The following is a 24,331-nucleotide window of genomic DNA, read 5'->3' as shown; positions in this document are numbered from 1 at the left end:
ACTCCAGGAAGTGAGTGACGACTGAGGGGCACACGCGCGCGGCGCGTGGCGGGGGCGCACCGGACACGGACCACGCATGCGTGCGTGGCGGCCACGCGAGCGGGCGTGAAGTGGCGTACGGCGTGCGGAGGTTGCGCGAGAGGGGAACCGGCGGGCCCTGTCCCGGAGCCACGCCGTCCTGCGGTACGTGCGTACCGAACCGACAACACTCGCGACGGCTGCGTCACCAGGCCGTCATGAGTCGAGGTACTGCCTGCGGGGAGTGTGCCCCGCTCACATGAGATTAACCGGCGAGTAACGAGCGCGCCAGCCCCGGTGTCTGTGACCTCCGTCGCGACTAGGCTCACCGCATGGATGCGGAGTTGCGGACGGTGACGGATCGCTTACGACGCGAGGCGGCCGCGTCGGGAGCGCTGGAGGCGTACGAGGAACTGCTGGCCGTCGGCGATCCCGACGAGCTGGCGGGGGCGCTGCACGCGACCGGACAGCCCCTGTGGGCAAGGGAGTTGGCGGCGGTCAAGCTCGGCGTCCTCGGGGACCGGCGGGCCTTCGAGTCGCTGGTGCTGCTGCTCAATCACCGGGATCCGCCGCGCTGTGCCGCCGCGGCGCACGCCCTCGCGCGGCTCGGCGATCCGCGCACGGCCCGCGCGGCGGCCGCGCTCGCCACGAACGAGCTGCGCGTCGCCTACGCCCTGCATCCGGTGCGGCTGCTCACCGAGTTGCGTGCCCCGGAGTCCGCGCCCGCGCTGATCGTCACGCTGCAGCGCCGCCTGACGCCCAACGACCCGTACGGCAAGGTCGCGCTGGCGTGCGTGGAGGGGCTCGGGGCGCTGGGGGACGCGCGGGCCATCCCGGTACTCAAGGCGGCCTGCGGCCATCCGCGCCTGGCGGCGGCGGCCGCGGCGGCGCTGGCGCGGGTGTCGGTGCGGGCGCAGGGGTCGTGAGGCCTGTCCGGCTGCCCGGCGGCGGAGCGGCTTTGTGAGGGCAACCGGTTCTAACCGGGGGTGACGCGGCGGAGGAAGCGGACGTACGGGCTCCAGCGCGCGGGGCGGCGGACCGTGCCGGTCAGGGCCCGCTCCGCGCGGTCGAGGCTGTCCTCCAGGCAGGCATCGTGGAACGAGCGGAACGCCAGCGGCCAGGTCAGCCGGGCCGCGCCGCGGGCGCGCATCGCCAGTGTGTGCCGCAGGATCGTGCGCCCGCTCCCGCTTCTGCTCCCGTCCTCGTCGCGGTCGTCGCCGTCGTTCAGTGGGTGGACCGTGAACTCGTGGAATCCGTGGAAGCCGCGCGGGCCTGAGAAGGTGAAGCGCACCCACTGCTGGGGCGCGTACGCCGCCACTGTGTACCGGACCGGGCCGTGGCCGCCGCGCGAGCCGGGCGTGAGGCCGTGGTCCAGCTTCATGGGCGGCCAGTCGCGGCCGGGCCACAGCGGGTCGTCCGCCGAGGCGAGCGCGTCGATGAGCGCGCCGACCTCGCTCGGCTTGGCGGGCAGGAGGCGTTCGTGGACGTTGAGGACGGCCATGGTGGCTCCAGGGTCCTGAGTGCCGGGAACGGGGATCCCCAGTTTTGGAGAGCCCCCTCTATTTAATTGGAGGGTACTCTCCAATACATGGCGAGGCCACCCCGGTACGACGCATCCCGCTTTCTCGACGCAGCCGTCGAGCTGGCCGCCGACGCGGGCCCGTCCGCGATCACGATGGCGGCCGTGGCCAAGGCGGTCGGCGCGCCCAGCGGCTCCGTCTACCACCGCTTCCCGGCGCGTGCGGCGCTGCTCGCCGAGGTGTGGCTGCGGACCGTCGAGGACTTCCAGGAGGGGTGGTTCGCGGCGCTGGGGTCCGGCGAGGCGCTGGGGTCCGGTGACGGCGACCCGCGTGCGGCCGCCCGCGCGGCGGCCGTCCATGTGGTCGCCTGGAGCCGGGCGCACCCGCGCGAGGCGGCTCTGCTCCTGTACGGCGCCGGCGACTTCGCCCGCGACGACTGGCCCGAGCCCGGGGTGCGCCGGGCCGAGGAGGGGCACCGGCGGGTGGGCGAGGCCGTCGCCGCGCTCTGTGCCGCGCTCGGCGCCGAGGACGCGCCGGCCACCGACCGCGTCACGCTCGCGGTGATCGACATGCCGCTGACGATCGTCCGCCGCCATGTGCGCCGCGGCCAGGAACTTCCGGCGCACGCGGAGGAACTGGCGGGGGGGAGCGCGTTGTTGCTGCTCGGCGGCGCGGGTGGGCAGGCGTAGAGGGGGTCGAGGTGAGGGCTAGGCCTCCGCGGGCCGCTCGTCCGGCACCATCGCCAACGCCTCTATCTCCATGAGGAATTCGGGCCCCATCAGGGCCACGACCTGCACGGCCGACGCCGCGGGCAGCCGGGCGGGGTCCAGGTGCGCGTCCCGCGCGGCCCGTATCGCGGGCATGTGCGCAACGTCCGTGACGAAATAGGTCAGCTTGATCACGTCGTCGAAGCCCGCGCCCGCGGCGGCCAGACAGCGCCGCAGATTCCCGAAGACCTGGTGGGCCTGCGCCGCGGCGTCCCCCTTGCCGACCAGCTTGCCCTGCTCGTCGAGGGCGAGCTGACCGGAGACGGCGACGAGGCGGCCGGTGCCCGTCACGACGTGCGTGTACTGCGTCGCGGGGGCGACCCCGTCGGGGGCGTTGATGTACGTCAGTTCGCTCATGGTCCCCATGGTGGACCATGGGTCTGACAACGCCCCCGACGGAGGCCGGGGTTCGGCCGGGAGCGGGTGTCCGCCCCCGGCGTCCGGCCCGGGACCGGGGTCTCAGCCCCGGAAGCCCAGCAGCCCGTGCAGTTCCGCGCCGCTCCCGGAGGCGCCGGTTCCGGAGGCGCCGCCCGCCGCCGGGCCCTTCTCCGCCGAGCCCCGCGCCGCGCTCTTCGGCTTCGGTTCGGGCAGCCGCTTGCACACCGCGTCGACCTCACCGCCGCTGTGCGGCACCTTGCCGTTCGTCAGGTACGCCGCCAGGTGCCGGTCCAGGCAGGCGTTCCCGCTCAGCGTGACGCCGTGGTTGCCGCCGCCCTGCTCCACCACCAGGCTCGAACCGCGCAGCTTGCGGTGCATCGTGATCGCGCCCTCGTACGGCGTGGCCGCGTCGTCGGTCGCCTGGAAGAGCAGCACCGGCGGCACCGACGTGTTGGTGACGTCGACCGGATGCAGCGACCGCACCGGCCAGAACGCGCACGGAGCGTTGTACCAGGCGTTGTTCCAGGTCATGAACGGCGCCTTCGCGTGCACCGGCCAGTTGTCGCGGCGCCACTGCTCCCAGTCCCGCGGCCAGGCCGCGTCCCGGCAGCCCACGGCGGCGTACACCGAGTAGCTGTTGTCGCCCGCCGCGTCCACGGCGCCGAAGTCCTCGTACGCCTCGACCAGCAGGTCGGCGTCCTTGCGGTTCACGTACGCCGCGAACGCCTCGGCCAGGAACGGCCAGTAGCCGTCGAAGTAGGCGCCCGGCACGAAGGTGTCCTCCAGCTCGGCCGCGCCGACCTTCTTGCCGGCCGGCTTCTTGGCGACGGCGGCGCGCATCGCGTACCACTTGGCCTCGACCTTCGCCGGGTCCGTGCCGAGCCGGTACTTCTTGTGGTGCTTGGCGACCCACGCCAGGAAGGCCTTGTGACGGGCGTCGAAGGTGAAGTCCTGGGTGAGGTTGGCGTCGTACCAGACGTTGTGCGGGTCGACCACGGAGTCCAGGGCCATGCGGCGGACCCGGTCGGGGAAGAGCCTGGCGTACACGGCGCCCAGATAGGTGCCGTACGAGTACCCGAAGTAGTTGATCTTCTCGGCGCCCAGCGCCGCGCGGATCGCGTCCAGGTCCTTGACCGTGCTCACCGTGTCGATGAACGGCAGGACGTCGTACTTGGAGGCGCACGCCTTCGCGAAGGCCCGCGCGCGGTCGAGGTTGGCCTTCTCCAGGGCCTGCGTGTACGGCACCGTGGCGGGCCGCACCGGCTTGGAGTGACCGGGGCGGCAGGTCAGGGCGGGCTTGCTGCGCCCGACGCCGCGCGGGTCGAAGCCGATGACGTCGTAGCCGGCGGCGACCTTCTTCGGCAGCGTCTTGGCGACGAACCCGGCCATGCTCAGGCCGCTGCCGCCGGGACCGCCGGGGTTCACCAGGAGCGGGCCCTGGTACGTCTTGGCGGTGTGCTGGATGCGCGACAGGGCGAGCGTGATCCGCGCGCCGTGCGGGTGGTCGTGGTCGAGCGGGACCTTCAGGGACGCGCACTGGAGCCTGGGGTAGGCCTTCGTGGCGCACTTCTTCCACGCGAGGTGGTGCGGGGGCGGGGTGTGCGCGGTGCGCGGCGCGGATCGCGCGTCGGCGCCCGCGGCGGACGGCACCGCCGCGACGAGACCGGTCACCAGCGCGGCGACGCCGCACAGTGAGACGGCGGTTGCTCTCATCGAGCCTCCCAGAGCGGAGGGTTCGGGGCCGCGAGGCCCACGACCCCCGCGGCATCGTCCCGGAAAGCCCGCCCGTAAGGAGGCGTTCTATGAAGGAATGACCTGAAAGGAGCATGACGAGCCCCGCGATGGCCCAGCGCAGGTCACAGCTGTGGCCGGGCCCGGGGAGCAGGAGCTGGTCAGGCTCCGGCGAGGCGGTGTTGCCCGGTCCGGCTCACAGCAGTGTGAGCTGGGTGGCGGTCGGGGCGGGCGCCGTCTCCTGGGGCTCGGGGATGCGGCGAGCGGCGCCCGCGCGCGAGGGGCCGATGCCGAACTCCCGCGCCAGGTCGTGCACATGACGGGTGATCCGGCGCTGGTACCACTTGGGGGCGTAGGCGCCGTCCGCGTACAGCCGTTCGTAGCGCCGCACCAGATGCGGGTGGTGCCGCGCGAGCCACGTCATGAACCACTCGCGCGCGCCCGGCCGCAGATGCAGCACCAGCGGCGTCACCGACGTCGCCCCGGCCTCGGCGATCGCCCGCACCGTGGCGCGCAACTGGTCCGGATGGTCGCCCAGGAACGGGATCACCGGGGCCATCAGGACACCGCACCCGATGCCGTGCCCGCTCAGCGTGCGCACGACGTCCAGGCGCCGCCCGGGCGCGGGCGTGCCCGGCTCCACCGTGCGCCAGAGCTGCTCGTCCACGAAGCCCACGGACACCGAGATGCCGACGTCCGTGACCGCGGCGGCCTGTCGCAGCAGGTCGAGGTCGCGCAGGATCAGCGTGCCCTTGGTGAGGATCGAGAACGGGTTGGCCCGGTCGCGCAGCGCCTCGATGATGCCCGGCATCAACGCGTACCGGCCCTCCGCGCGCTGGTAGCAATCGACGTTCGTGCCCATCGCGATGTGCTCGCCGTGCCAGCTCGGCGAGGCGAGCTTGCGGCGCAGCAGCTCGGGCGCGTTGACCTTCACCACGATCTGGCTGTCGAAGCCGAGGCCGGTGTCCAGGTCCAGATAGCTGTGCGTCTTGCGGGCGAAGCAGTACACGCACGCGTGCGTGCAGCCGCGATACGGGTTGACCGTCCACTCGAAGGGCATGCGCGACGCCCCCGGCACGCGGTTCACGATCGACCTGGCCCGGATCTCGTGGAAGGTGATCCCCCGGAACTCGGGGGTGTCGAAGGTCCGTGTCGTCACCGCGTCCGCGCCGAACAGCGCGGGGTCCGCGGCGCCCCTTCGCGGGCCGTCGGACAAATTCTCCCAGCGCATGGCGCCTCCTCCGTAGCAGTGACCAGCACTCGCCACAGAATAGAACACATGTTCCCTTGATCGTGCGAACGTGTCCGGGCCCCGATTTGGGGCGCCGGTGCGCGGGGTGGTTGGCTGACCGCCCAACCCCTGAGACACCAACTGCTGGAGGAAGTGCAATGGCGCAGGTCGAAGCGACCACGGAGCGGATCATCGCGGCGCAGCCGGAGGACGTCTTCGATGCGCTGGCCGACTACAGCGGCACGCGCGCGAAGATCCTGTCGGAGCACTTCAGTGAGTACGAGGTGCGCGAGGGCGGCGACGGCGAGGGCACCCTGGTCCACTGGAAGCTGCAGGCCACCAGCAAGCGGATCCGCGACTGCCTGCTCGACGTGAGCGAACCCACCGACGGCGAACTCGTCGAGAAGGACCGCAACTCGTCCATGGTCACCACCTGGCGGGTGACCCCGGCGGGCGAGGGCGCCGCGCGCGTCGTCGTCTCCACGGTGTGGAACGGCGCGGGCGGCATCGGCGGCTTCTTCGAGAAGACGTTCGCGCCCAAGGGCCTCGCGCGGATCTACGACGCCGTGCTCGGCAAGCTCGCCGCGGAGGTCGAGAAGTAGGCGCACGCGGCCGGTTGGGGCCCCTGCCCCGCCAACTCCCGTAACCCATCAGGGCTGTTGTCACGCTCACCGTTTCGAGTGGTTTTCGCCGACGGCCCGGTTGTACGCCGTAGGGCTCCCACCGGCGCTTACGTGCGCCGGTGCACGCCTGGGGGCGACTCGTCGCGCTTGCTCACAGTTGTCGCGTAATGCGAGAAATGGGCGGCGCAGGCGCGACGAGGGGAGCAGCAGGTGGGCGGGACGACGCTGGTGATGAGCGCCGGGCACGGCGAACGGGCGGAGGCGCAGCCCCCCGCGGCCGCCGCCGACGGGGGCGGCGCACAGGAGCCGCCACCGCCCCCGGACGCCGCGCAGACGCCCCCGCACGGGCTCAGCCCCGCCCGGGTCCGCATGGTCTTCGTCGGCCTGATGCTGGCCCTGCTTCTCGCCGCGCTCGAGCAGATGATCGTGGCCACCGCGCTGCCGAAGATCGTCGGCGAGCTGCACGGCCTGGACAAGATGTCCTGGGCGATCACCGCGTACCTGCTGACCGCGACCGTCGGCCTGCCCATCTACGGCAAACTCGGCGATCTCTTCGGGCGCAAGGGCGTCTTCCAGTTCGCCATCGTCGTCTTCGTGATCGGCTCCGCGCTCGCCGGCTGGTCGCGCACCATGGACCAGCTCATCGCCTTCCGCGCCCTCCAAGGCGTCGGCGCGGGCGGCCTCATGATCGGCGTCCAGGCGATCATCGCCGACATCGTGCCGCCCCGCGCACGGGCCCGCTACATGGGCATGATCGGCGCCTCCTTCGGCCTCGCCTCCGTCGCGGGCCCGCTGCTCGGCGGCTTCTTCACCGACCACGTCTCCTGGCGCTGGTGCTTCTACTTCAACGTGCCGTTCGGCCTGATCACCCTGATCGTCGTCGCCCTCGTCCTGAAGCTCCCCAAGCCGCCCAGCCGGGGCCGGCTCGACGTGCTCGGCGCGCTGCTGCTCGTCGCCGCCTCCACCTGCCTGGTGCTCCTGACCAGTTGGGGCGGCACGGAGTACGCCTGGGGCTCACGCGTCATCCTGGGGCTCGCCGCCGGAGCGGTCGTGTCGACCCTGCTCTTCCTCCTCGCCGAGCGGTTCGCGGCAGAACCGATCATCCCGCTGCGGCTCTTCCGTGATTCGGTCTTCAACATCACGGGTCTAGTAGGCCTCGTCATCGGCATCGCCCTCTTCGGAGCGGCCAGTTACCTGCCGACCTTCCTGCAGATGGTCGACGGCGCGAGCGCCACGGAGTCCGGACTCCTGATGCTGCCGATGATGGGCGGCGTCGTCGGCGCCTCGATCATCGCCGGGCAACTCATCAGCCACACCGGGCGCTACCGGATCTATCCGATCCTCGGCGGCGCCCTCTCCGTAGTGGGCATGTATCTGCTCTCCCGGCTCGAAGCGGACACGCCCCGGCTGCACTACAGCATCTGGATGGCCGTCCTCGGCGCCGGCGTCGGCCTGGTCATGCCGGTGCTGATCCTCGCCGTGCAGAACGCCGCGCCGCCCGCCGACCTCGGCACCGCGACCAGCGCCAACAATTTCTTCCGGCAAGTCGGCGGCAGCGTCGGCGCGGCGGTCTTCGGCACCCTCTTCGCCGACCGCCTCACCGACGCGCTCGCCGACAGCCTGCCCGCGGGCGCCGACCTGCCGGACGCCGAATCGATCACTCCCCAGCTCGTCCACGCGCTGCCCGCTCCGCTGCGCGAGGGCTACATCCAGGCGTACGCCGACGCGATGCCGCGGATCTTCCTCTACCTGGTCCCGGTGCTCGTCCTCGGCCTGCTGCTCGCCTTCTTCCTCAAGGAGACCCCCCTCTTGTCCAGCGCCGTGTCCTCCAAGACCCCGCACGCCCCCCTCGCCGAGCAGGCCGCCGTCCCGGGGGCGCGCACTCCGTACGCCGCCGGAGTGCCGGTCTGCGGCACCGTGCAGCACCCGGACGGCACCGTGGTGCCGCGCGCCGCCCTGACCCTCATCGACGTCGCGGGCCAGCAGATCGGGCGCGGCGCGAGCGGCGACGACGGGCGGTACGCCCTCGGCACGCCCGGTGCCGGATCGTTCGTCCTGATCGCCGCGGCGGGTGGCCACCAGCCACAGGCCGTCACCGTCACCGTCGGCGAGCGCCCCGTGGAGCTCGACGTGGTCCTCGGCGGCGCGGGCCGGCTCGCCGGCAGCGTGCTCACCGCCGACGGCGCGCCCGTCCGGGACGCCGCGGTGACCCTCACCGACGTACGCGGGGAAGTCGTCGCCTCCACCCGCAGCGGCCGCGAGGGCGGCTACGTCATCACGGAGCTGGTGGCGGGCGAGTACACGCTCGCCGCCAGCGCGCCCGCGTTCCGCCCGGCCGCCCTGCCCGTCAGCGTGCAGGCCGCGCGGGAGACCCGCCAGGACATCGAGCTCGCCGGGGGAGCGGTGCTGCGCGGCACCGTGCGCGCCGGCGGCGGACGGCCCGTGGAGGACGCGCGCGTGACGCTGCTCGACGCCGCGGGCAACGTCGTCGACACCCTGACCACGGGCGCCGACGGCACCTTCCGGTTCGTCGACCTGTCGTCCGGCGAGTACACGGTGATCGCGGCGGGCTACCCGCCGGTCGCCACCGTGCTCCAAGTGGCGGGCGGCGGACGGACGGAGCGGGATCTGCAACTGGGCCACGAGGACTGAGACGGGCGCCCGGCCGTGGAGACCGGGCCCGGCCACGAGGCGTCCGCGATTCGCCCCGGCGGCGCCCCCCTGCCGGGCCAATTCCGGGATAGCGCCGCACGGCAACCCGTGGCGGTCGTACGGTGGTTGGGGGCGGTGCAGATCTTGCCGTGCCGTGGGAAGGAGCCGAGGCCATGGAGCGTGGGATCCCGGGTGGCGAGCCGGCGGCGCACGGCGGCGTGTCCGGCCGAGTGCCCCTGGCCGTGGTCGTCGTCGAGGCCGGCGGCCTGGTGTCCCACTGGAGCACCGGCGCGCGGCGCCTGTTCGGCCACACCAAGGAGGAAGCCGTGGGCCGCCCGGCGGGCGACCTGCTGCCCGTCACCGGAGCCCTCCCGCAGCACGCCGAGGCCTACGGGGAGTACGACGTGCTCGGTCCCGACCTCGGCAGCTCCCTGGACGGCCGCATCTCCTACCCCGCGGCGGGTCGCGCCCGCCTGACCGCCCCCACGCGCGGGCGCGAGCGCATCGACGTCCTGTGGTGGGCCTACCCGCTCGTCGGCCCAGGACCAGAACGGCTGCTCGTGCTCGCCGCCGACGCCGCGCGTCTCGCCGCCGCGGGCGACCCGGACAGCGACCATGTGGAGCGCATAGCGCCCGGGTTCGCGCTGCACACGGACTTCCCCGGGGCGGACGAGCTCGCGGGCCGCCTCCCGGAGATCCTGCCGAGCATGAGTGTCGGCGAGAGCGCCCGCATCGTCGCGCAGGTCCTCGAACTGGGCTATCCCGTCCTGGAGTTCAGCCAGCACGACCGCGTGCCCGTCACCCCCGACTGGGGGGTGCCGCGGCGCGCCGACCGCCGGGCCCGCAGGCAGCGCGCCGAAGCGGCGGCCGCCGCCGGACTCACACCCGCGCCCGGAGCCGCGGAGGACGACGCCGAGGACCTCGAAGCGGAGGACGACGCCGAGGACCTCGAATACGCGGCGGTGCGCGAACGCCTGGAGTTCCTGAACGAAGTGAGCGGGCGCATCGGCTCCTCGCTCGACCTGTCCCGGACCATCCAGGAGGTCAGCAGGGCCGTCGTGCCGCGCTTCACCGACGTCGCGGGCACCTACCTGCGCGAACAGGTCGTCGCGGGCGAGGGCTTCCCCGAAGGCGTGCCCGACGAGACCACGCTGTGGCACCGCGTCGCCGTGGAGCACACGGATGAGCCGGGCCGCTGGGACGACGTCGTGCCCGTCGGCGAGTCCATGCCGTTCCCCGCGCACACCCCGTTCTTCCAGTGCATGACGTCGGGCGAGCCCGTCCTCGTACCGCGCATCACCGAGGAGATGGGCAACGCCATCGCCTCACAGTTCGAGAAGCGCGACATCCGGCCGCTGATCAACCACCGCTCGATGCTGGTCGTGCCCCTGAAGGCACGCAATGTCGTCCTCGGCTTCATGATCCTGCTGCGCCACCGGGAGCGGCCCGTCTTCAACGACATGGACCGCGTGACCGGCGCCGAACTGGCCGCCCGCGCGGGGCTCGTCCTGGACAACGCCCGCATGTACACGTACCAGGAGTCGGTCGCCGACACCCTCCAGGACAGCATGCTGCCGCCCATCCAGCCCCGCATGTCCGGCTGCGACATCGCGACCCGCTATCTGCCGGGCACCCTGCTCGGCCGCGTCGGCGGCGACTGGTTCGACTCGGTGAAGCTGCCCGGGGCCCGCACCGCGCTGGTGGTCGGCGACGTCATGGGACACGGACTGAACTCGGCCGCGATGATGGGCCAGTTGCGCACGGCCGTGCAGACCATGGCCGCCCTCGACCTGCCGCCCGCCCAGCTCCTGCGCAACCTCGACGACCTCGCGCAGCGACTCGGCGAGCACTATCTGGCCACCTGCCTGTACGCGGTGTACGACCCGATCGCCGGTGAACTGCACCTGGCCAACGCCGGCCACATCCCGCCGGTCCTGGTGCGCGCCCTGGACGGCCGCAGCGAACTGCTCGACCTGCCCACCGGGGCGCCCATAGGAGTCGGCGGTGTGCCGTTCGAGTCCGTACGGGTGCGCGTCGCACCCGGCGACCGCCTCCTGATGTGCACCGACGGCCTGGTCGAGGTGCGCGGCGAGGACATCGGCGCGGGCCTCGCCACGCTCGTCGAGTCGGCGGCCCACCCCGCCGCCTCCATGGACGACGCCTGCGACACGATCATCCGCGCCCTCGCCGCGACATTCTCGGAAGCCGGCCGCGGCGGCCGCAAGGACGACGTCGCCCTGCTGATGGCCCGGCTCAACGGCGTGGCCTCCACGGACGTCGGCCACTGGCGGCTCGCGACGGACCCCAGCGAGGTCAGCAGGGCCCGCGACCTGGTCCGGTCCCAGCTGCGCGACTGGGACCTGGACGCCGTCACGGACACCGCCGTGCTCCTGGTCAGCGAACTCGTCACCAACGCCGTACGCCACGCGCGCGGCGGCCGCATCGGGCTACGCCTGGTCCGCTCCGGGCGGCTGCTGTGCGAGGTCGAGGACGACGACGCGACGCTGCCGGCGCTGCTCAGCGCGGGACCCGGCGACGAGTTCGGGCGCGGCCTGCGCATCGTGACCAGCCTCGCCAAGGAATGGGGCACCACCCGGACGAGCGCGGGCAAGACCGTGTGGTTCGAGCTGCCCCTGCCCCGGTAGACGCGCGCCACCGGGGCGGCCCGGCCCCGCACACTGTGTACGGGGCGGTGGCATCCTGCGCCGCCAGAGCCGCCGCCCTGGCGCACGCCGGGGGAACACGTATCGAAAGCGGCGTGAAGGTGCGCGCGTGTGGCTTGTCGAGTGCTCCCGCGAGCGGTAGACCGATCTTGTCGTCGGCTTCGGCGACGCCGGTCGCACTCTGGGGAGCTGGGCATGGGCGTCACTAGTCGGTACCAGGAGGCCTGGGAGGGCTTCTGGAGCGAGGCACCCCGGGAGGCGGGCGCCGTGTTCTGGGACTCCGAGCCCGCCCTCACCGCGGGCCTCCATCTGGCCCTGTTCGAGCCGCACTTGACCGCGCCCGGCCTGGCGCTGGTGGACCTCGGCTGCGGCAACGGCACGCAGACGCGTTTCCTCGCCGACCGTTTCCCGCGCGTCCTCGGCGTCGACCTGTCGGCCGCCGCCGTCGCCCACGCACGGGACGCGGACCGTGCCGGCCAGGCCGAGTTCCGGCAGCTCGACGCGGCCGAGAAGAGCGCGGCCGAGCAACTCCACGCGGAACTCGGCGATGTGAACGTGTACATGCGCGGCGTCCTGCACCAGTGCGAGGCCGAGGACCGGCAGCCGCTCCTCGACTCCATCGCGGTCCTGCTCGGCGAACGCGGCCGGGCCTTCGCCGTCGAGCTCGCCGAGGCGGCCGGGGAGGTCCTGCGCGGCCTGGCCCAGGACGCCGGCGGGCCCCCGCCCAAGCTGGCCCCCGTCTTCGCCCACGGCATCGCGCCGGGCGAGGTGGCCGACGCCGCCGTGCCGGAATTCGTCCGCTCGGCGGGCCTGACCGTCCTGGCGAGCGGCGAACTCCCGCTGACCACGACCGAGTACACCGCGGACGGCACACGCATCGAACTGCCGTCGAATTGGCTGGTCGTGGGGCGCCCCGAGGGACGCTAGTGGTCTAGGCCAGTGGGAGTTATCCACAGGCCTGGCACGGGGTCGGCGCGAACGCGTACGGTTTCGAGGCATGAAGATCCTCATCAGCGCCGACATGGAAGGCGCCACGGGCGTGACCTGGCCCGCCGATGTGCTGCCGGGCACGCCGCAGTGGGAGCGATGCCGGTCGATGTTCACCTCGGATGTGAACGCGGCCGTGCTCGGCTTCTTCGACGGCGGGGCCGACGAGGTGCTCATCAACGAGGCGCATTGGACGATGCGCAATCTGCTCCTCGAACAGCTCGACGGGCGGGCCGAGATGCTCACGGGCAGGCACAAATCGCTCTCCATGGTCGAAGGCGTCCAGCACGGTGACGTGGACGGCATCGCCTTCGTCGGCTATCACGCGGGCGCGGGCATGGAAGGCGTCCTCGCGCACACCTATCTGGCCAACCAGATCACCGGCGTGTGGGTCAACGGCGTGCGCGCCAGCGAGGGCCTGCTGAACTCCCACGTCGTCGCGGAGTTCGGCGTCCCGGTGGTCCTCGTCACCGGCGACGACCTGGCCTGCGAGGACGCCCTCGGCTATGCCCCGGGCGCGCTGAAGGTGGCCGTCAAGGACCACGTGTCGCGGTACGCGGCGGTGTGCCGCACCCCGGCCCGCACCGCGGCCGACATCCAGGCCGCCGCCAAGGAGGCCGCGGCCCTCGCCGTCCGGCACGATCCGGTGGCCGGCGGCCCGTTCACCGTCGAGGTCGAGTTCGACGCGGAACACCTGTCGATGGCCACGACGGTTGTTCCGGGAGTGCGGCGCGTGGCGGAGCGGAAGGTCGCCTACACGAGCGACACCATGTACGAAGGCATCCGCACGTTCAAGGCGGTCACCACGATCGCCTCCTCCGCTGTTGAGGAGCAGTATGGCTGACCAGGTCGACCCCCAAGCACTGGACGAGGTCGTCCGGTTCACCTCCGAGCTCATCCGCATCGACACCACCAACCGCGGCGACGGCGACTGCCGCGAGCGCCCCGCCGCCGAGTACGCCGCCGAGCAGCTCGCCGGCGCCGGCCTGGAGCCCACCCTCCTGGAGCGCACACCGGGCCGCACCAACGTCGTCGCCCGCATCGAGGGCACCGACCCCCGCGCGGAGGGCCTGCTGGTCCACGGCCATCTGGACGTCGTCCCGGCCGAGGCCGCCGACTGGCGTGTGCACCCCTTCTCCGGCGAGATCCACGACGGCGTCGTGTGGGGACGCGGCGCCATCGACATGAAGAACATGGACGCGATGATCCTCGCCGTCGTCCGCAACTGGCAGCGGGCGGGCGTGCGGCCGCGCCGGGACATCGTGATCGCGTTCACCGCCGACGAGGAGGCCAGCGCCCTCGACGGCTCAGGGTTCCTCGCCGACGAGCACGCCGCGCTGTTCGAGGGCTGCACGGAAGGCATCAGCGAATCCGGCGCGTTCACCTTCCACGACGGCCGGGGCAACCAGCTCTACCCGATCGCCGCGGGCGAGCGCGGCACCGGCTGGCTCAAGCTCACCGCGCGCGGCACGGCGGGCCACGGCTCCAAGGTGAACCGCGACAACGCGGTCAGCAGGATCGCCGCAGCCGTGACCCGCATCGGGCGGCACCGCTGGCCGGTGCGGCTCACCCCGACGGTGCGGGCGGCCCTCGTCGAACTGGCCGAGCTGTACGGCCTGGAGGCCGACCTGGACGCGCCCGGCTTCGACGTGGACGCCTTCATGGAGAAGCTCGGCCCCACCGCCGCCCTGGTCGAGCCCACGGTCCGCAACAGCGCCAACCCGACCATGCTCCAGTCCGGTTACAAGGTCAACGTGATCCCGGGCGAGGCCACGGCCTATGTGGACGGCAGATATCTGCCCGGCGGCGAGGAAGAGTTCCGCACCACCCTTGACCGGCTCACCGGACCGGACGTCGACTGGGAGTTCCACCACCGGGAGGTGGCGCTGGAGGCGCCGGTGGACACGCCCACGTTCGCCAGGATGCGGGCGGCCGTCCAGGAGTTCGCGCCGGAGGGCCGCGTCGTTCCGTACTGCATGTCGGGAGGCACGGACGCCAAGCAGTTCTCGAGGCTCGGCATCCGCGGCTACGGCTTCTCGCCGTTGCGGACGCCCGAGGGCTTCGACTACCAAGCCCTCTTCCACGGAGTGGACGAGCGGGTGCCGGTCGAGGCGCTGCACTTCGGCACCCAGGTGCTCGACCGCTTTCTGCGCACGGCTTGACCGACCTTTGGGGGAGATGAACGACATGGCGCAGACCAAGCCGTACGGCTCATGGCTGTCCCCGATCGACGCGGCGCTCGCCGCGGCACACGACGGCAGCCCCGCGTTCGTCGGCTTCGTGGGGGACGAGGCCTGGTGGACGGAGCCGCGCCCCACCGAGGGCGGCCGGCGCGCCCTGGTGCGGCGGCGCGCGAGCGGCCGCGAGGAGTCGGTGCTGCCCGCGCCGTGGAACGTCCGCAACCGCGTCATCGAGTACGGCGGCCGGCCCTGGGCCGCGGCCGCGCGCCCCGGTGACCCGCGCGGGCCGCTCCTGGTGTTCGCGGACTTCGCCGACCAGCGGCTGTACGCGTACGAGCCGGACGTCCCCGAGGCCGAGCCCAGACCGCTCACACCGCTGTCCGGGGCCGGCGGCGGGCTGCGCTGGGCCGACCCGCGGGTGCACCTGGACCGCGGGGAAGTGTGGTGCGTCCTGGAGGAGTTCACCGGCGAGGGGCCCACGGACGTGCGGCGCGTGGTGGCCGCGGTGCCGCTCGACGGCTCGGCCGCCGAGGACCGCGCCGCCGTGCGGGAGCTGTCCGACGGGCGGCACCGCTTCGTCACCGGACCGCGGCTCTCGCCGGACGGCGCGCGGGTCGCCTGGCTCGGCTGGGACCACCCGCGGATGCCGTGGGACGGCACGGAGCTGATGGTCGCCGACGTCCGCGCGGACGGCGCCTTCGACGGCGCCCGCGTCTTCGCGGGCGGCCCCGAGGAGTCGATCGTCCAGGCCGACTGGGCGCCGGACGGACGGCTGCTGTTCGTGAGCGACCGCACCGGCTGGTGGAATCTGTACCGGGCGGTGCCCGACGGGGCGGCGGTCGCGCTCTGCCCGCGCGAGGAGGAGTTCGGCGGGCCGCTGTGGCAGCTCGGCCTCAGCTGGTTCGCGCCCCTGGACAGCGGTCTCATCGCCGTCGTGCACGGCACCGGCGCCACCGCGCTCGGCATCCTCGACCCGGAGACCGGCGAGGTCGTCGACGCCGCGGGCCCCTGGTCGGAGTGGTCGGCGTCCCTCGCCGTCAGCGGCACCCGCGTCGCCGGCATCGCCGCCAGCCCCCGCAGTGCCTACGAGGTCGTGGAGCTGGACACCCGCACCGGCCGGGCCCGCGTCATCGGCGCCGCGCACGACGACCCGGTGGACCCCACGTACTATCCGGAACCCCAGATCCGCACCTTCCTGGGCCCCGCCGGACGCGAGATCCATGCCCACATCTATCCGCCGCACCACCCCGGCCACGTCGCCCCCGGCGATGAACTCCCGCCGTACGTGGTGTGGGCGCACGGCGGGCCCACCTCCCGCGCGCCCCTCGTCCTCGACCTGGCGATCGCCTACTTCACCTCGCGCGGCATCGGCGTCGCGGAGGTCAACTACGGCGGCTCGACGGGGTACGGCAGGGCCTACCGCAACCGGCTGCGGGAGCAGTGGGGCGTCGTCGACGTCGAGGACTGCGCGGCCGTGGCGCTCGCGCTCGCCGACGAGGGCACCGCCGACCGCGCGCGGCTCGCGATCCGCGGGGGCAGCGCGGGCGGCTGGACCGCGGCGGCCTCGCTGACCACGACCGATGTGTACGCCTGCGGCACGATCCTCTACCCCGTCCTCGACCTCGGCTCCTGGCAGGACGGGGAGACCCACGACTTCGAGTCGCGCTATCTGGAGACGCTGGTGGGCCCGCACGCCGAGGTGCCCGGCCGGTACGAGGAGCGGTCGCCCGCGCGGCACGCCGACCGGATCGCCGCGCCGTTCCTGCTGCTCCAGGGCCTCGACGACGTGATCTGTCCGCCCGCGCAGTGCGAGCGGCTGCTTGAGCGGATGGAGCGGCGCGGGGTGCCGCACGCGTACATCGCCTTCGAGGGCGAGGGGCACGGGTTCCGGCGCGCGGACACGATGATCAGGGTCCTGGAGGCCGAACTGTCCCTGTACGCACAGGTGTTCCGGCTGCAACCGGCGGGCGGCACGCCGACGCTGGAGCTGGCCAAGTGAGCCGCCCCGCCCCCGTCCCGCCGCTCGTCCGGCCGCCGCGGCTGGTGCCCGGCGCGCGGGTCGCGGTCGTCGCGCCCAGCGGGCCGGTGCCCGAGGACCGGCTCGAAGCGGGACTCGACGTCCTGCGCGGCTGGGACCTCGACCCCGTCGTCGCGCCCCATGTGCTGGACCGGCACCGGGAGTTCGACTACCTCGCCGGGGCGGACGCGGATCGCGCGCGGGACCTGGAGCGGGCCTGGTGCGACCCCTCGGTGTCGGCGGTGCTCTGCGCGCGCGGCGGGTACGGGGCCGCGCGGATGGTGGAGCTGCTCGACTGGGACGCGCTGCGGGCCGCGGGGCCCAAGGTGTTCCTCGGGTACAGCGACATCACCACGCTGCACGAGGCGTTCGCGCGGCGCCTGGGGCTCGTGACGCTGCACGGGCCGATGGTCGCCGGAGCCGACTTCCTCAAGAACGCGCGGGCCCAGGAGCAGTTGCGGCTGACGCTCTTCGAGCCGGAGGCGGTGCAGGTCATCGCCTCGCCCGGGCGGCCCCTCGTGGGCGGCCGGGCCCGCGGCGTCACGCTCGGCGGCTGTCTGTCCCTGCTGTCGGCGGACGTGGGAGTGCCCGGCGCGCGGGTGTCCGCCCGGGGCGGGCTGCTGTTCCTGGAGGACACAGGGGAGGAGACGTACCGGCTCGACCGCTGTCTGACGCAGCTCCTGCGCGCGCGGTGGCTGGACGGGGTGGCGGGGGTCGCGCTCGGCTCCTGGGAGGAGTGCGATCCCTACGACGAGGTGCGCGCGCTGCTGCTCGACCGCCTCGGCGGCCTCGGTGTGCCGATCGTGGAGGAGTTCGGGTTCGGCCACTGCGACGGCGCGCTGACGGTGCCGTTCGGCATACCGGGCGAGCTGGACGCGGACGCGGGGTCGTTGCGGCTCGACACGCCCGCGCTGGCGGTGAGGCCGGGCTGACGCCCGGGGGCGGCGGACGCGGAGGCCGCGGAGGCCGCCTGGGCCTCCGGGACTGATGGGGCTGCGCCCCTTTCCCCCTTTCGCCGCTCCGCGGCTCGTCCTCAAACGCCGGACGGGCTTTTCCGTCGCTCCGCGGCTCGTTCTCGGACGCCGGGTGGGCTCTTTCGCCGCGCCCCTCACCCGGATGGCCCACCCCGCCCCGCCCCCGGCGACACCCACCGCGCGGGATCCCGTACCGCTGCCCATCCTGGACCCGGGGGAGCCGCCTGCCAGGCGGTCGGCGCTCCGACGGAACGGAAGGGTCCACACATGAGCCCCAAGAGCTCCACGGGCGGCTCGAAGAGCCCCTCGAAGGGTGGCGTGGGTGCGCTGATGACGCCCGGCCGGGTGGCCGTCGCGGCGATCGCCCTCCTCACCCTCGTCTTCATCTTCGAGAACACCCGCAACACCAAGATCCGGCTGCTGATCCCGGAAGTCACCATGCCGCTGTGGATGGCTCTCCTCGGCACGGGCTTGATCGGCGCCCTGTGCGGGGCGTACTTCGTCAGCAGACGCCGGTGAGGGCCGGGTGGCGCCGGGTAACGTGACCGGATGCTGCGCCCCCACCACACCCCCCTGGCCACCGGCACCCGCGTGGGCATACGCCGCTACACCCGGGCGGACGCCGCCGAGTTCACGGCGCGGGCGCGGGAGAGCCGCGAGCTGCACCGCCCGTGGCTGTTCCCGCCCACCACCGAAGAGAGATACGCGGCGTACGTGCGAGCGCTGACCGAGGACCCGGCCAGGGCCGGATTCCTCGTGTACGAACGGTCGGACGGCGCCCTCGCGGGCTTCATCAACATCAACAACATCGTCGAGGGCGGCTTCCGCAGCGGGGCGCTCGGGTACGGCGCCTTCGCGCACGCCGCCGGGCGCGGACTCATGACGGAAGGCCTCGCGCTCGTCGTGCGGTACGCGTTCGGGGAGCTGCGGCTGCACCGCCTGGAGATCAACGTCCAGCCCGGCAACACCGCGTCCATCGCGCTCGCCCGCCGCGCGGGCTTCCGCCTCGAAGGCTTCTCACCCGACTTCCTGTTCATCGACGGGGCGTGGCGCGACCACCAACGGTGGGCCCTCACCGCCGAGATGACGAAGGAACGGGGCAGCGCGCGGACGCGGGCAGGCTCAGGCCGTTGACACGGGCCGAGCCCCGGCCGCCGACGCAGGCAGGCTCAGACCGTTGAAGGAGCCGCCGTTCCTCGCGCAGGATGGCGGCATGCGGAACATCGTGATCATCGACGCCCCCTCCAACCTGGGCCTGCGGCCGCCCGCCCCCGGCACCGTGCCCGGCTGCTACAAGCTCGCCGGAGCGCTGCGCGAACGCGGCATCCTGCGGCGCCTGAACGCCGTCGAGGGCGGCGTCGTGGTGCCGCCGCGCTACGACCGCGGCGACTGGAAGGAGGGCGACGGCGTCTTCAACGCGGCCGCCATCGCCGCCTATACGCCGAAGCTCGCCGACCGTATCGAGCGGCACGTGCGCGCCGGTGACCTGCCCGTCGTCCTCGGCGGGGACTGCTCCATCCAGCTCGGCGCGTCCCTCGCGCTGCGCCGCATCGGGCGGTACGGACTCGCGGCCGTCGACGCCTCCGCGGACTTCCGCCACCCCGGCAACTCGGACCGCGTCGGCGCCGCGGGCGGCGAGGAGATGGCGCTCGCCACCGGCCGCGGGCAGCGCGACCTCACCGACATCGAAGGCCTGCGGCCCTATCTGCGCGACGAGGACGTACGGCTCTTCGGGATGCGGGACGAGGACGAGGACCGGGCCGAGCTGGGCGAGCTGCGGATACCGACGGTCACGGTCGGCGAGCTGCGCCAGTGGGGCGCCGCCGACGTGGCCCGCTCGGCCGTGGTCAGCCTGGAGAACACCGCCCTGGACGGCTTCTGGGTGCACCTCGACGCCGACGTGCTCGACCCGTCCGTGATGCCGGCCGTCGACAGCCCCGACGCCGACGGCCTGCACCCCGACGAACTCCTCGCGCTGCTGCGCCCGTTGGTGCGCTCGCCCCGCTGTGTCGGCCTCAACGTCACGATCTACGACCCCGATCTCGACCCGGACGGCACCGCGGGCGACGTACTCACCGACGTGGTCGTGGCGGCCTTCGCGAAATCCTGACGCTTCCCTGCACAGATCTGTGCGCAATCCTGACCGACGAAGCCCCTGGCCGGGTCGGCCCCGAGCGTGTTCCATGGTCATCCGAGGGCAGTACCCGAACCGAGGAGGACGCCTTGGCGACGACCGTGCGACGCGACGTACTGACCCTGCCGGCGGCCGAGTTGGGGCCGGAGAACCCGCTGCCGCCGCTCCGGCCGCTCGACGAGGCGCACCGGCTCGACGACCGGGACCTGCGGGGACTGCCGCGCGACATGGCTCGCCAGCTCGCGTACGAGCCGCTGCGCTCCGTGCTTCCGGCACGCATCCGCGACGGCTACGGCCGCGACCGCACCCCGACGTCCTTCGACACGATCGTCATCGAGAACGAGCGGCTGCGCGGCACCGTCCTGCCCGGCCTCGGCGGCCGGATCCACTCCCTCTTCCACAAGCCCACCGACCGCGAACTGCTCTACCGGAACCCGGTGTTCCAGCCCGCCGACTTCGCCCTCAACGGCGCCTGGTACTCCGGCGGCGTCGAGTGGAACATCGGCGCCACCGGTCACACGACGCTGTCCTGCGCGCCGCTGCACGCCGCGCGCGTGACCGCGCCCGACGGCGGCGAGATGGTGCGCCTGTGGGAGTGGGAGCGGCTGCGCGACACCCCGTTCCAGGTCGACCTGTGGCTGCCGGAGGACTCCGACTTCCTGCATGTCGGCGTACGCATCCGCAATCCGCACGAGAAGCCGGTGCCCGTCTACTGGTGGTCCAACATCGCCGTGCCGGAGGAGCGGCGGGTGCTCGTCCCGGCCGACGAGGCCTGGCACTTCGGGTATGCGCGTACGCTGCGGAAGGTGCCGGTGCCCGAGTGCGACGGGGCCGACCGTACGTACCCGCTGCGCGGCGAGTTCGCCGCCGACTACTTCTACGACCTGCCCGAGGGGGCGCGCCGCTGGATCGCGGCGGTCGACGCGGACGGGCACGGCCTCGTGCAGACGTCGACGGCGCCGCTGCGCGGGCGCAAACTCTTCACCTGGGGGACGGGGCCGGGCGGGCGCCGCTGGCAGGAGTGGCTGACCGAGCCCGGCACGGGCGGCTACACGGAGATCCAGGCCGGGCTCGCCCGCACGCAGCTCGAGCATGTACGGCTCGACGCGGAGAGCGAGTTCGCGTGGCTGGAGTCGTACGGTCCGCTGGCCGCGGCGCCGGACGTGGTGCACGGCGGCGACTGGGCGGCCGCGCGCGCCGAGGCGGAAGGGCGGCTCGCGGAGGCGCTGCCGGTTTCGGCGCTGGATGCGGCGTACGAGGCGTGGCGGGCGTGCGCCGACACCGAGCCGGGGGAGGTGCTGGCCGTCGGGTCGGGGTGGGGCGCCCTTGAAGTGCTGCGCGCGCAGTACAAGTTGCCCGGGACGCCGTTCGACGAGTCCAGGCTCGGGGCAGAGCAGGAGCCGTGGCTGGAGCTGCTGCACAGCGGGGCCGTGCCGGAGCCCCGGCGGGTCGGGCCGCCCGGGCCCACGCTGGTCGCGCGGCACTGGCGGGACATGCTGGAGACCGCGCCCGCGCGGCCGCTCGCCGAGTACCACTTGGGCGTGGCGCAGTGGCATGCCGGGGACCGGGCGCAGGCGGTACGGAGCTGGGAGCGGGGGCTCGAACTCGCGCCTTCACGCTGGCCGTTGCTGCGCTGCCTGGCGGTCGCCGACCAGGAGTCCGGGCACGTCGAGCGGGCCGCGGACCGCTACGCGGAGGCCTTCGACGACCTGTGCGCGGAGCGGCGGGACGACGGGGTCGTGTGGGGCGGGGTGACGGCGGCGCTCGGGCGTGAGGCGATCGGTGCGCTGCTGGCCGTGGGGCGGTGTGGGGTGGCCCGCGGGGTGTGGGAGCGGGTGCATCCGTGGACGCGGGCGTCCGGGCGCTTTCGGCTGATCGAGGCTCAGCTGCTCCTGGCGGAGGGCGAGGTTGCCGCTGCGCGGGGCGTGTTCCAGGAGGGGTTCGAGGTCGCGGACCTCCGGGAGGGGGACGAGGCTCTGGCCGAGCTGTGGGCGAGGGTCTCCGGCTCGGAGCCGCTGCCGGGGAGGTACGACTTCCGGATGCGGCCGTAAGAGCGCCGTCGGCGTGGGCTGTGCCCACCCGTGCCGCCCTGCGGCACGACTGCCCACAGCGGGAACAACAGGAGAGTCGGCCCGAGGCCGGGGACGGCAGTCACGGGTGGGTGGGAGGGCGAATTCCGCCGCGGAGCGGCGGGGGCGGTTGCCGTCGAGGGGTCAGGATGTGGGCGGTGCGTTGCGGTCGACGTACTCGAAGACCGCGCCGTCGGGGTGCATCGCGATGAGGTTGCGCCCGGCGGGCGTCGGCAGGGGCCCGGCGACGATGTGCGCACCGGACGCGGTCAGCGTCGCGTGCGCCTCGTCGACGTCCTTGACGGCGATCGTCGCGGCCACCTTGCGCAGCACTTCCAGCTCCGCCTCCGGCCCGCTCATGAGCAGAAAGCACCCGACCGAGGCGACGGACACGCCGCCCCGCTCGAAGCGCATCGCTGTGCTGCCCGTCAGCTGTTCGTAGAACGCGACGGACGCCTCCAAGTCCCTGACGCAGACACGCAGCACGGTTCCCAGGATGTCCATGGGACGAGCCTAGTTGGCGTCGCCGGGACAGGAGATCGTTTCGACCGACCTCACACCCCCGCTCACGCGACGTTCACGCGCCGCCCGTGGCCTTGCGGATCGCGTCCCGCGTACGGTCCACGACCGAGGCCACCGGACCCACCGCGACATTCTTGAGCGCGGTGTCCGTGCCGGGATGCGGCCGCGTCGGCGCGACGGCCTCCGCCGCCCGTACCGCCACCGCGAGGTTCTCCAGCTTCTTGCGGTCGGACACCTTGTGCAGGTGGGCGAATTCGTACCGTTCCTCGGCGTCCGCGTGCGCGAGCACGTCCTGGCGCAGCGCGGCGAACTGGTCCAGGAACTCGGGGGAGTCCGGGTCCATGTCCTCCAGCCGCGACAGCGCCGCCTTGGCGCCTTCCTCTTCCTTGAGCCGGTCGGCGACGAGGAGTTCGCCGCCGTCGATGTTCCTGCGGGCAAAGGGATGGACGACCTCCTCCTCCGCGGTCTCGTGCACCGCGAGAAGCCGGACGAGCTGCTGGAAGGAGCGCTTCCGCTCCTCGCCCTTGGTGGCCGCCACCTGGTCGAGCAGTTCACGGATCGCCGCGTGCTGCGCCTTCAGCAGCTCGACGACGTCGTTGCGCTCGGTCATCCTCTTCTTCCTCCCACTGGAGTCCGGGTGCGGACCGTCCGGGTACCCGGGCCCGCGGTCGTTACGCGACGGAAGCGGCGGGTACCCGTCCGCTCCCACCGTTTCGGACAGGACAAGACAGAGCAGGAAGGACGAGAACATGCCGGTCCAGGACAAGAACGTGCCGCTGCAGGACAAGACGCTCGGCGACGCGCTGGCGCAGGTCGTCCGCGAGGCCGTGCGGGAGTCGCTGCGTACGGAACTGCGCGAGGTATTGCGCGCGGAACTGCGCGCGGAGCTGTCCCAGGTGGCGCGCAAGCAGCGCCGCAAGGCCGCTCTGTACGCCTCGTCCGGCGCCGTCGCCCTGTACGCGGGCGCCGCGGCCGCGCTCACCCTCGGTCTGGTCATCGCGCTCGGCCTGCCCGGCTGGGCGGCCGCGCTGATCGTCACCGTGCTGCTCGCCGGCGCCGCCGAGCTGATGAAGAACGCTGCGCGGGCCGATCAGGATGTCTCCAAGGCCCCCTCGGCCCCGGCACCCTCCGTGACTCCCGCGGCCCCCAAGACCCCGCCCGTCGGCGGCACAGCCGGGTTCCCCACGGTCCCGCCGTCCGCGGGACCCGGCACCCCCGGCACCCCGGAAACCCCGGGCGCCGGACCGCCGCCGCCCACGGCCCCCGAGTCCCGCCGCCCGCGCGCGTGAGCCGGGATCCGTGAGCGGGGATCCCTGGGCTGGGGGCGTGGATCACAGCACCCAGCCCGCCCTCCTGATCACCTCCGCCGCGATCTCGCCCACCGTCCGGTCGTCCGTCGCGACGCGGTGGGCGTCCGGCGGCACGTGGTCGTCCAGGTGCCGGGCCATGTACGCGCTGCGGCGCAGCTGCTGCTCCAGTTCCGAGCCCAACTCGCGCTCCCGCAGGCGGCGTTCCGCCGTCGCGTCGGTGGCCGTGAGCAGCACGCGGACCAGGCGGGAGCGGCCCAGCGCCTCGGTGAACAGCCACTCCTCGGAGGGCAGGACACACGCGGTGTTCGTGTAGACCAGACGGCGGCAGCCGAGCTCGGCGTAGTTCGCCCACAGGGCGGCGAGGTTGCGGCGGGTCAGCAGCGAGCGGTGCGGGTCGCCCGGCGGGGCGGGGTGGACCGCGTCCAGCACGTCGCCCTCGATCAGGGCGTGACCGACGTCCGCGCCCCGCAGCCGCGCCGCGACCTCCAGGCCCACCGACGACTTGCCGGCCCCGGAACGCCCGCCGATGAGCACGACTTCGGTGTTCTCCATGGC

Annotated in this window: 22 protein-coding genes; 15 read left to right on the top strand and 7 right to left on the bottom strand. The window is 73.2% G+C overall.

Going from position 1 to position 24,331, the window contains the following annotated elements; all coding sequences use genetic code 11:
- The first annotated feature begins 350 nt into the window (after window positions 1-350).
- Entirely contained in the window at window positions 351-944 is a 594-nt protein-coding gene (locus AC0KTA_RS06345; protein WP_481054121.1) for a HEAT repeat domain-containing protein, read from the top strand.
- Between the two features lie 50 nt (window positions 945-994).
- Here the strand turns inward: AC0KTA_RS06345 and AC0KTA_RS06340 are convergent, their stop codons facing one another.
- Window positions 995-1,519, bottom strand: a complete 525-nt coding sequence (locus AC0KTA_RS06340) for an SRPBCC family protein (RefSeq protein WP_481054120.1) — start codon at window positions 1,517-1,519, stop codon at window positions 995-997.
- Window positions 1,520-1,606: 87 nt separating this feature from the next.
- Between AC0KTA_RS06340 and AC0KTA_RS06335 the strand changes: the two genes are divergently transcribed.
- Window positions 1,607-2,227: a TetR/AcrR family transcriptional regulator gene (locus AC0KTA_RS06335; RefSeq protein WP_481054119.1), complete on the top strand. Its 621-nt coding sequence runs from the start codon at window positions 1,607-1,609 to the stop codon at window positions 2,225-2,227.
- Between the two features lie 18 nt (window positions 2,228-2,245).
- Here AC0KTA_RS06335 and AC0KTA_RS06330 read toward each other — a convergent pair whose 3' ends face one another.
- From AC0KTA_RS06330 to AC0KTA_RS06320, 3 genes are all read right to left on the bottom strand, one after another.
- On the bottom strand, window positions 2,246-2,662 hold the full coding sequence (locus tag AC0KTA_RS06330; RefSeq protein ID WP_481054118.1) for a RidA family protein: 417 nt from the start codon (window positions 2,660-2,662) through the stop codon (window positions 2,246-2,248).
- A 102-nt stretch (window positions 2,663-2,764) separates the two neighbouring features.
- Complete coding sequence (locus AC0KTA_RS06325; protein WP_481054117.1) at window positions 2,765-4,396, bottom strand: alpha/beta hydrolase; 1,632 nt, start codon at window positions 4,394-4,396, stop codon at window positions 2,765-2,767.
- Between the two features lie 214 nt (window positions 4,397-4,610).
- Window positions 4,611-5,645 (bottom strand): Rv2578c family radical SAM protein, encoded by a 1,035-nt coding sequence (locus tag AC0KTA_RS06320; RefSeq protein WP_481054116.1) that lies wholly within the window; start codon window positions 5,643-5,645, stop codon window positions 4,611-4,613.
- Window positions 5,646-5,803: 158 nt separating this feature from the next.
- On the opposite strand from AC0KTA_RS06320, the gene AC0KTA_RS06315 reads away from it, so the two are divergent.
- The 12 genes from AC0KTA_RS06315 (at window position 5,804) to AC0KTA_RS06260 (ending at window position 21,926) form a co-directional block, all read left to right on the top strand.
- Complete coding sequence (locus AC0KTA_RS06315) at window positions 5,804-6,247, top strand: SRPBCC family protein (protein ID WP_481054115.1); 444 nt, start codon at window positions 5,804-5,806, stop codon at window positions 6,245-6,247.
- Window positions 6,248-6,478: 231 nt separating this feature from the next.
- Complete coding sequence (locus AC0KTA_RS06310) at window positions 6,479-8,920, top strand: MFS transporter (RefSeq protein WP_481054114.1); 2,442 nt, start codon at window positions 6,479-6,481, stop codon at window positions 8,918-8,920.
- Between the two features lie 173 nt (window positions 8,921-9,093).
- A complete protein-coding gene (locus tag AC0KTA_RS06305; RefSeq protein ID WP_481054113.1) occupies window positions 9,094-11,565 on the top strand; it encodes an ATP-binding SpoIIE family protein phosphatase in 2,472 nt (823 codons plus the stop codon).
- 213 nt (window positions 11,566-11,778) lie between these two features.
- Window positions 11,779-12,510 (top strand): class I SAM-dependent methyltransferase, encoded by a 732-nt coding sequence (locus AC0KTA_RS06300; RefSeq protein WP_481054112.1) that lies wholly within the window; start codon window positions 11,779-11,781, stop codon window positions 12,508-12,510.
- Between the two features lie 70 nt (window positions 12,511-12,580).
- Window positions 12,581-13,414: a M55 family metallopeptidase gene (locus AC0KTA_RS06295; protein WP_481054111.1), complete on the top strand. Its 834-nt coding sequence runs from the start codon at window positions 12,581-12,583 to the stop codon at window positions 13,412-13,414.
- On the top strand, window positions 13,407-14,732 hold the full coding sequence (locus AC0KTA_RS06290) for a M20/M25/M40 family metallo-hydrolase (protein WP_481054110.1): 1,326 nt from the start codon (window positions 13,407-13,409) through the stop codon (window positions 14,730-14,732). Before AC0KTA_RS06295 ends, AC0KTA_RS06290 begins: the two co-directional genes overlap by 8 nt.
- Window positions 14,733-14,748: 16 nt before the next feature.
- The gene (locus tag AC0KTA_RS06285; RefSeq protein WP_481054109.1) at window positions 14,749-16,749 is read left to right on the top strand and encodes a S9 family peptidase; all 2,001 of its coding nucleotides are present in this window, start codon (window positions 14,749-14,751) and stop codon (window positions 16,747-16,749) included.
- A complete protein-coding gene (locus AC0KTA_RS06280; RefSeq protein WP_481054108.1) occupies window positions 16,746-17,699 on the top strand; it encodes a S66 peptidase family protein in 954 nt (317 codons plus the stop codon). Before AC0KTA_RS06285 ends, AC0KTA_RS06280 begins: the two co-directional genes overlap by 4 nt.
- 309 nt (window positions 17,700-18,008) lie before the next feature.
- Window positions 18,009-18,260, top strand: a complete 252-nt coding sequence (locus AC0KTA_RS06275; RefSeq protein WP_481054107.1) for a LapA family protein — start codon at window positions 18,009-18,011, stop codon at window positions 18,258-18,260.
- A 30-nt stretch (window positions 18,261-18,290) separates the two neighbouring features.
- Entirely contained in the window at window positions 18,291-18,875 is a 585-nt protein-coding gene (locus AC0KTA_RS06270) for a GNAT family N-acetyltransferase (RefSeq protein ID WP_481054106.1), read from the top strand.
- A 79-nt stretch (window positions 18,876-18,954) separates the two neighbouring features.
- The gene (locus tag AC0KTA_RS06265; RefSeq protein WP_481054105.1) at window positions 18,955-19,851 is read left to right on the top strand and encodes an arginase family protein; all 897 of its coding nucleotides are present in this window, start codon (window positions 18,955-18,957) and stop codon (window positions 19,849-19,851) included.
- A gap of 113 nt (window positions 19,852-19,964) precedes the next feature.
- Window positions 19,965-21,926 carry a DUF5107 domain-containing protein gene (locus tag AC0KTA_RS06260; protein WP_481054104.1) on the top strand — a complete coding sequence of 654 codons (1,962 nt, stop codon included), beginning with the start codon at window positions 19,965-19,967 and terminating at the stop codon, window positions 21,924-21,926.
- Window positions 21,927-22,088: 162 nt separating this feature from the next.
- On the opposite strand, the gene AC0KTA_RS06255 is transcribed toward AC0KTA_RS06260, so the two are convergent.
- Together AC0KTA_RS06255 and AC0KTA_RS06250 are read right to left on the bottom strand one after the other, a co-directional pair.
- Window positions 22,089-22,448, bottom strand: coding sequence for a VOC family protein (locus AC0KTA_RS06255; RefSeq protein WP_481054103.1), 360 nt, complete (start codon window positions 22,446-22,448; stop codon window positions 22,089-22,091).
- A 73-nt stretch (window positions 22,449-22,521) separates the two neighbouring features.
- The gene (locus AC0KTA_RS06250; RefSeq protein ID WP_481054102.1) at window positions 22,522-23,076 is read right to left on the bottom strand and encodes a hemerythrin domain-containing protein; all 555 of its coding nucleotides are present in this window, start codon (window positions 23,074-23,076) and stop codon (window positions 22,522-22,524) included.
- A gap of 139 nt (window positions 23,077-23,215) precedes the next feature.
- Here AC0KTA_RS06250 and AC0KTA_RS06245 point away from each other — a divergent pair, with 139 nt between their 5' ends.
- Window positions 23,216-23,755: a phage holin family protein gene (locus tag AC0KTA_RS06245; protein ID WP_481054101.1), complete on the top strand. Its 540-nt coding sequence runs from the start codon at window positions 23,216-23,218 to the stop codon at window positions 23,753-23,755.
- Window positions 23,756-23,797: 42 nt separating this feature from the next.
- On the opposite strand, the gene AC0KTA_RS06240 is transcribed toward AC0KTA_RS06245, so the two are convergent.
- Complete coding sequence (locus tag AC0KTA_RS06240; protein ID WP_481056325.1) at window positions 23,798-24,328, bottom strand: DEAD/DEAH box helicase family protein; 531 nt, start codon at window positions 24,326-24,328, stop codon at window positions 23,798-23,800.
- Window positions 24,329-24,331: the final 3 nt, after the last annotated feature.

Source organism: Streptomyces sp. Y309, assembly GCF_056712025.1.
This window is presented reverse-complemented; position numbering and strand designations above follow the sequence as displayed.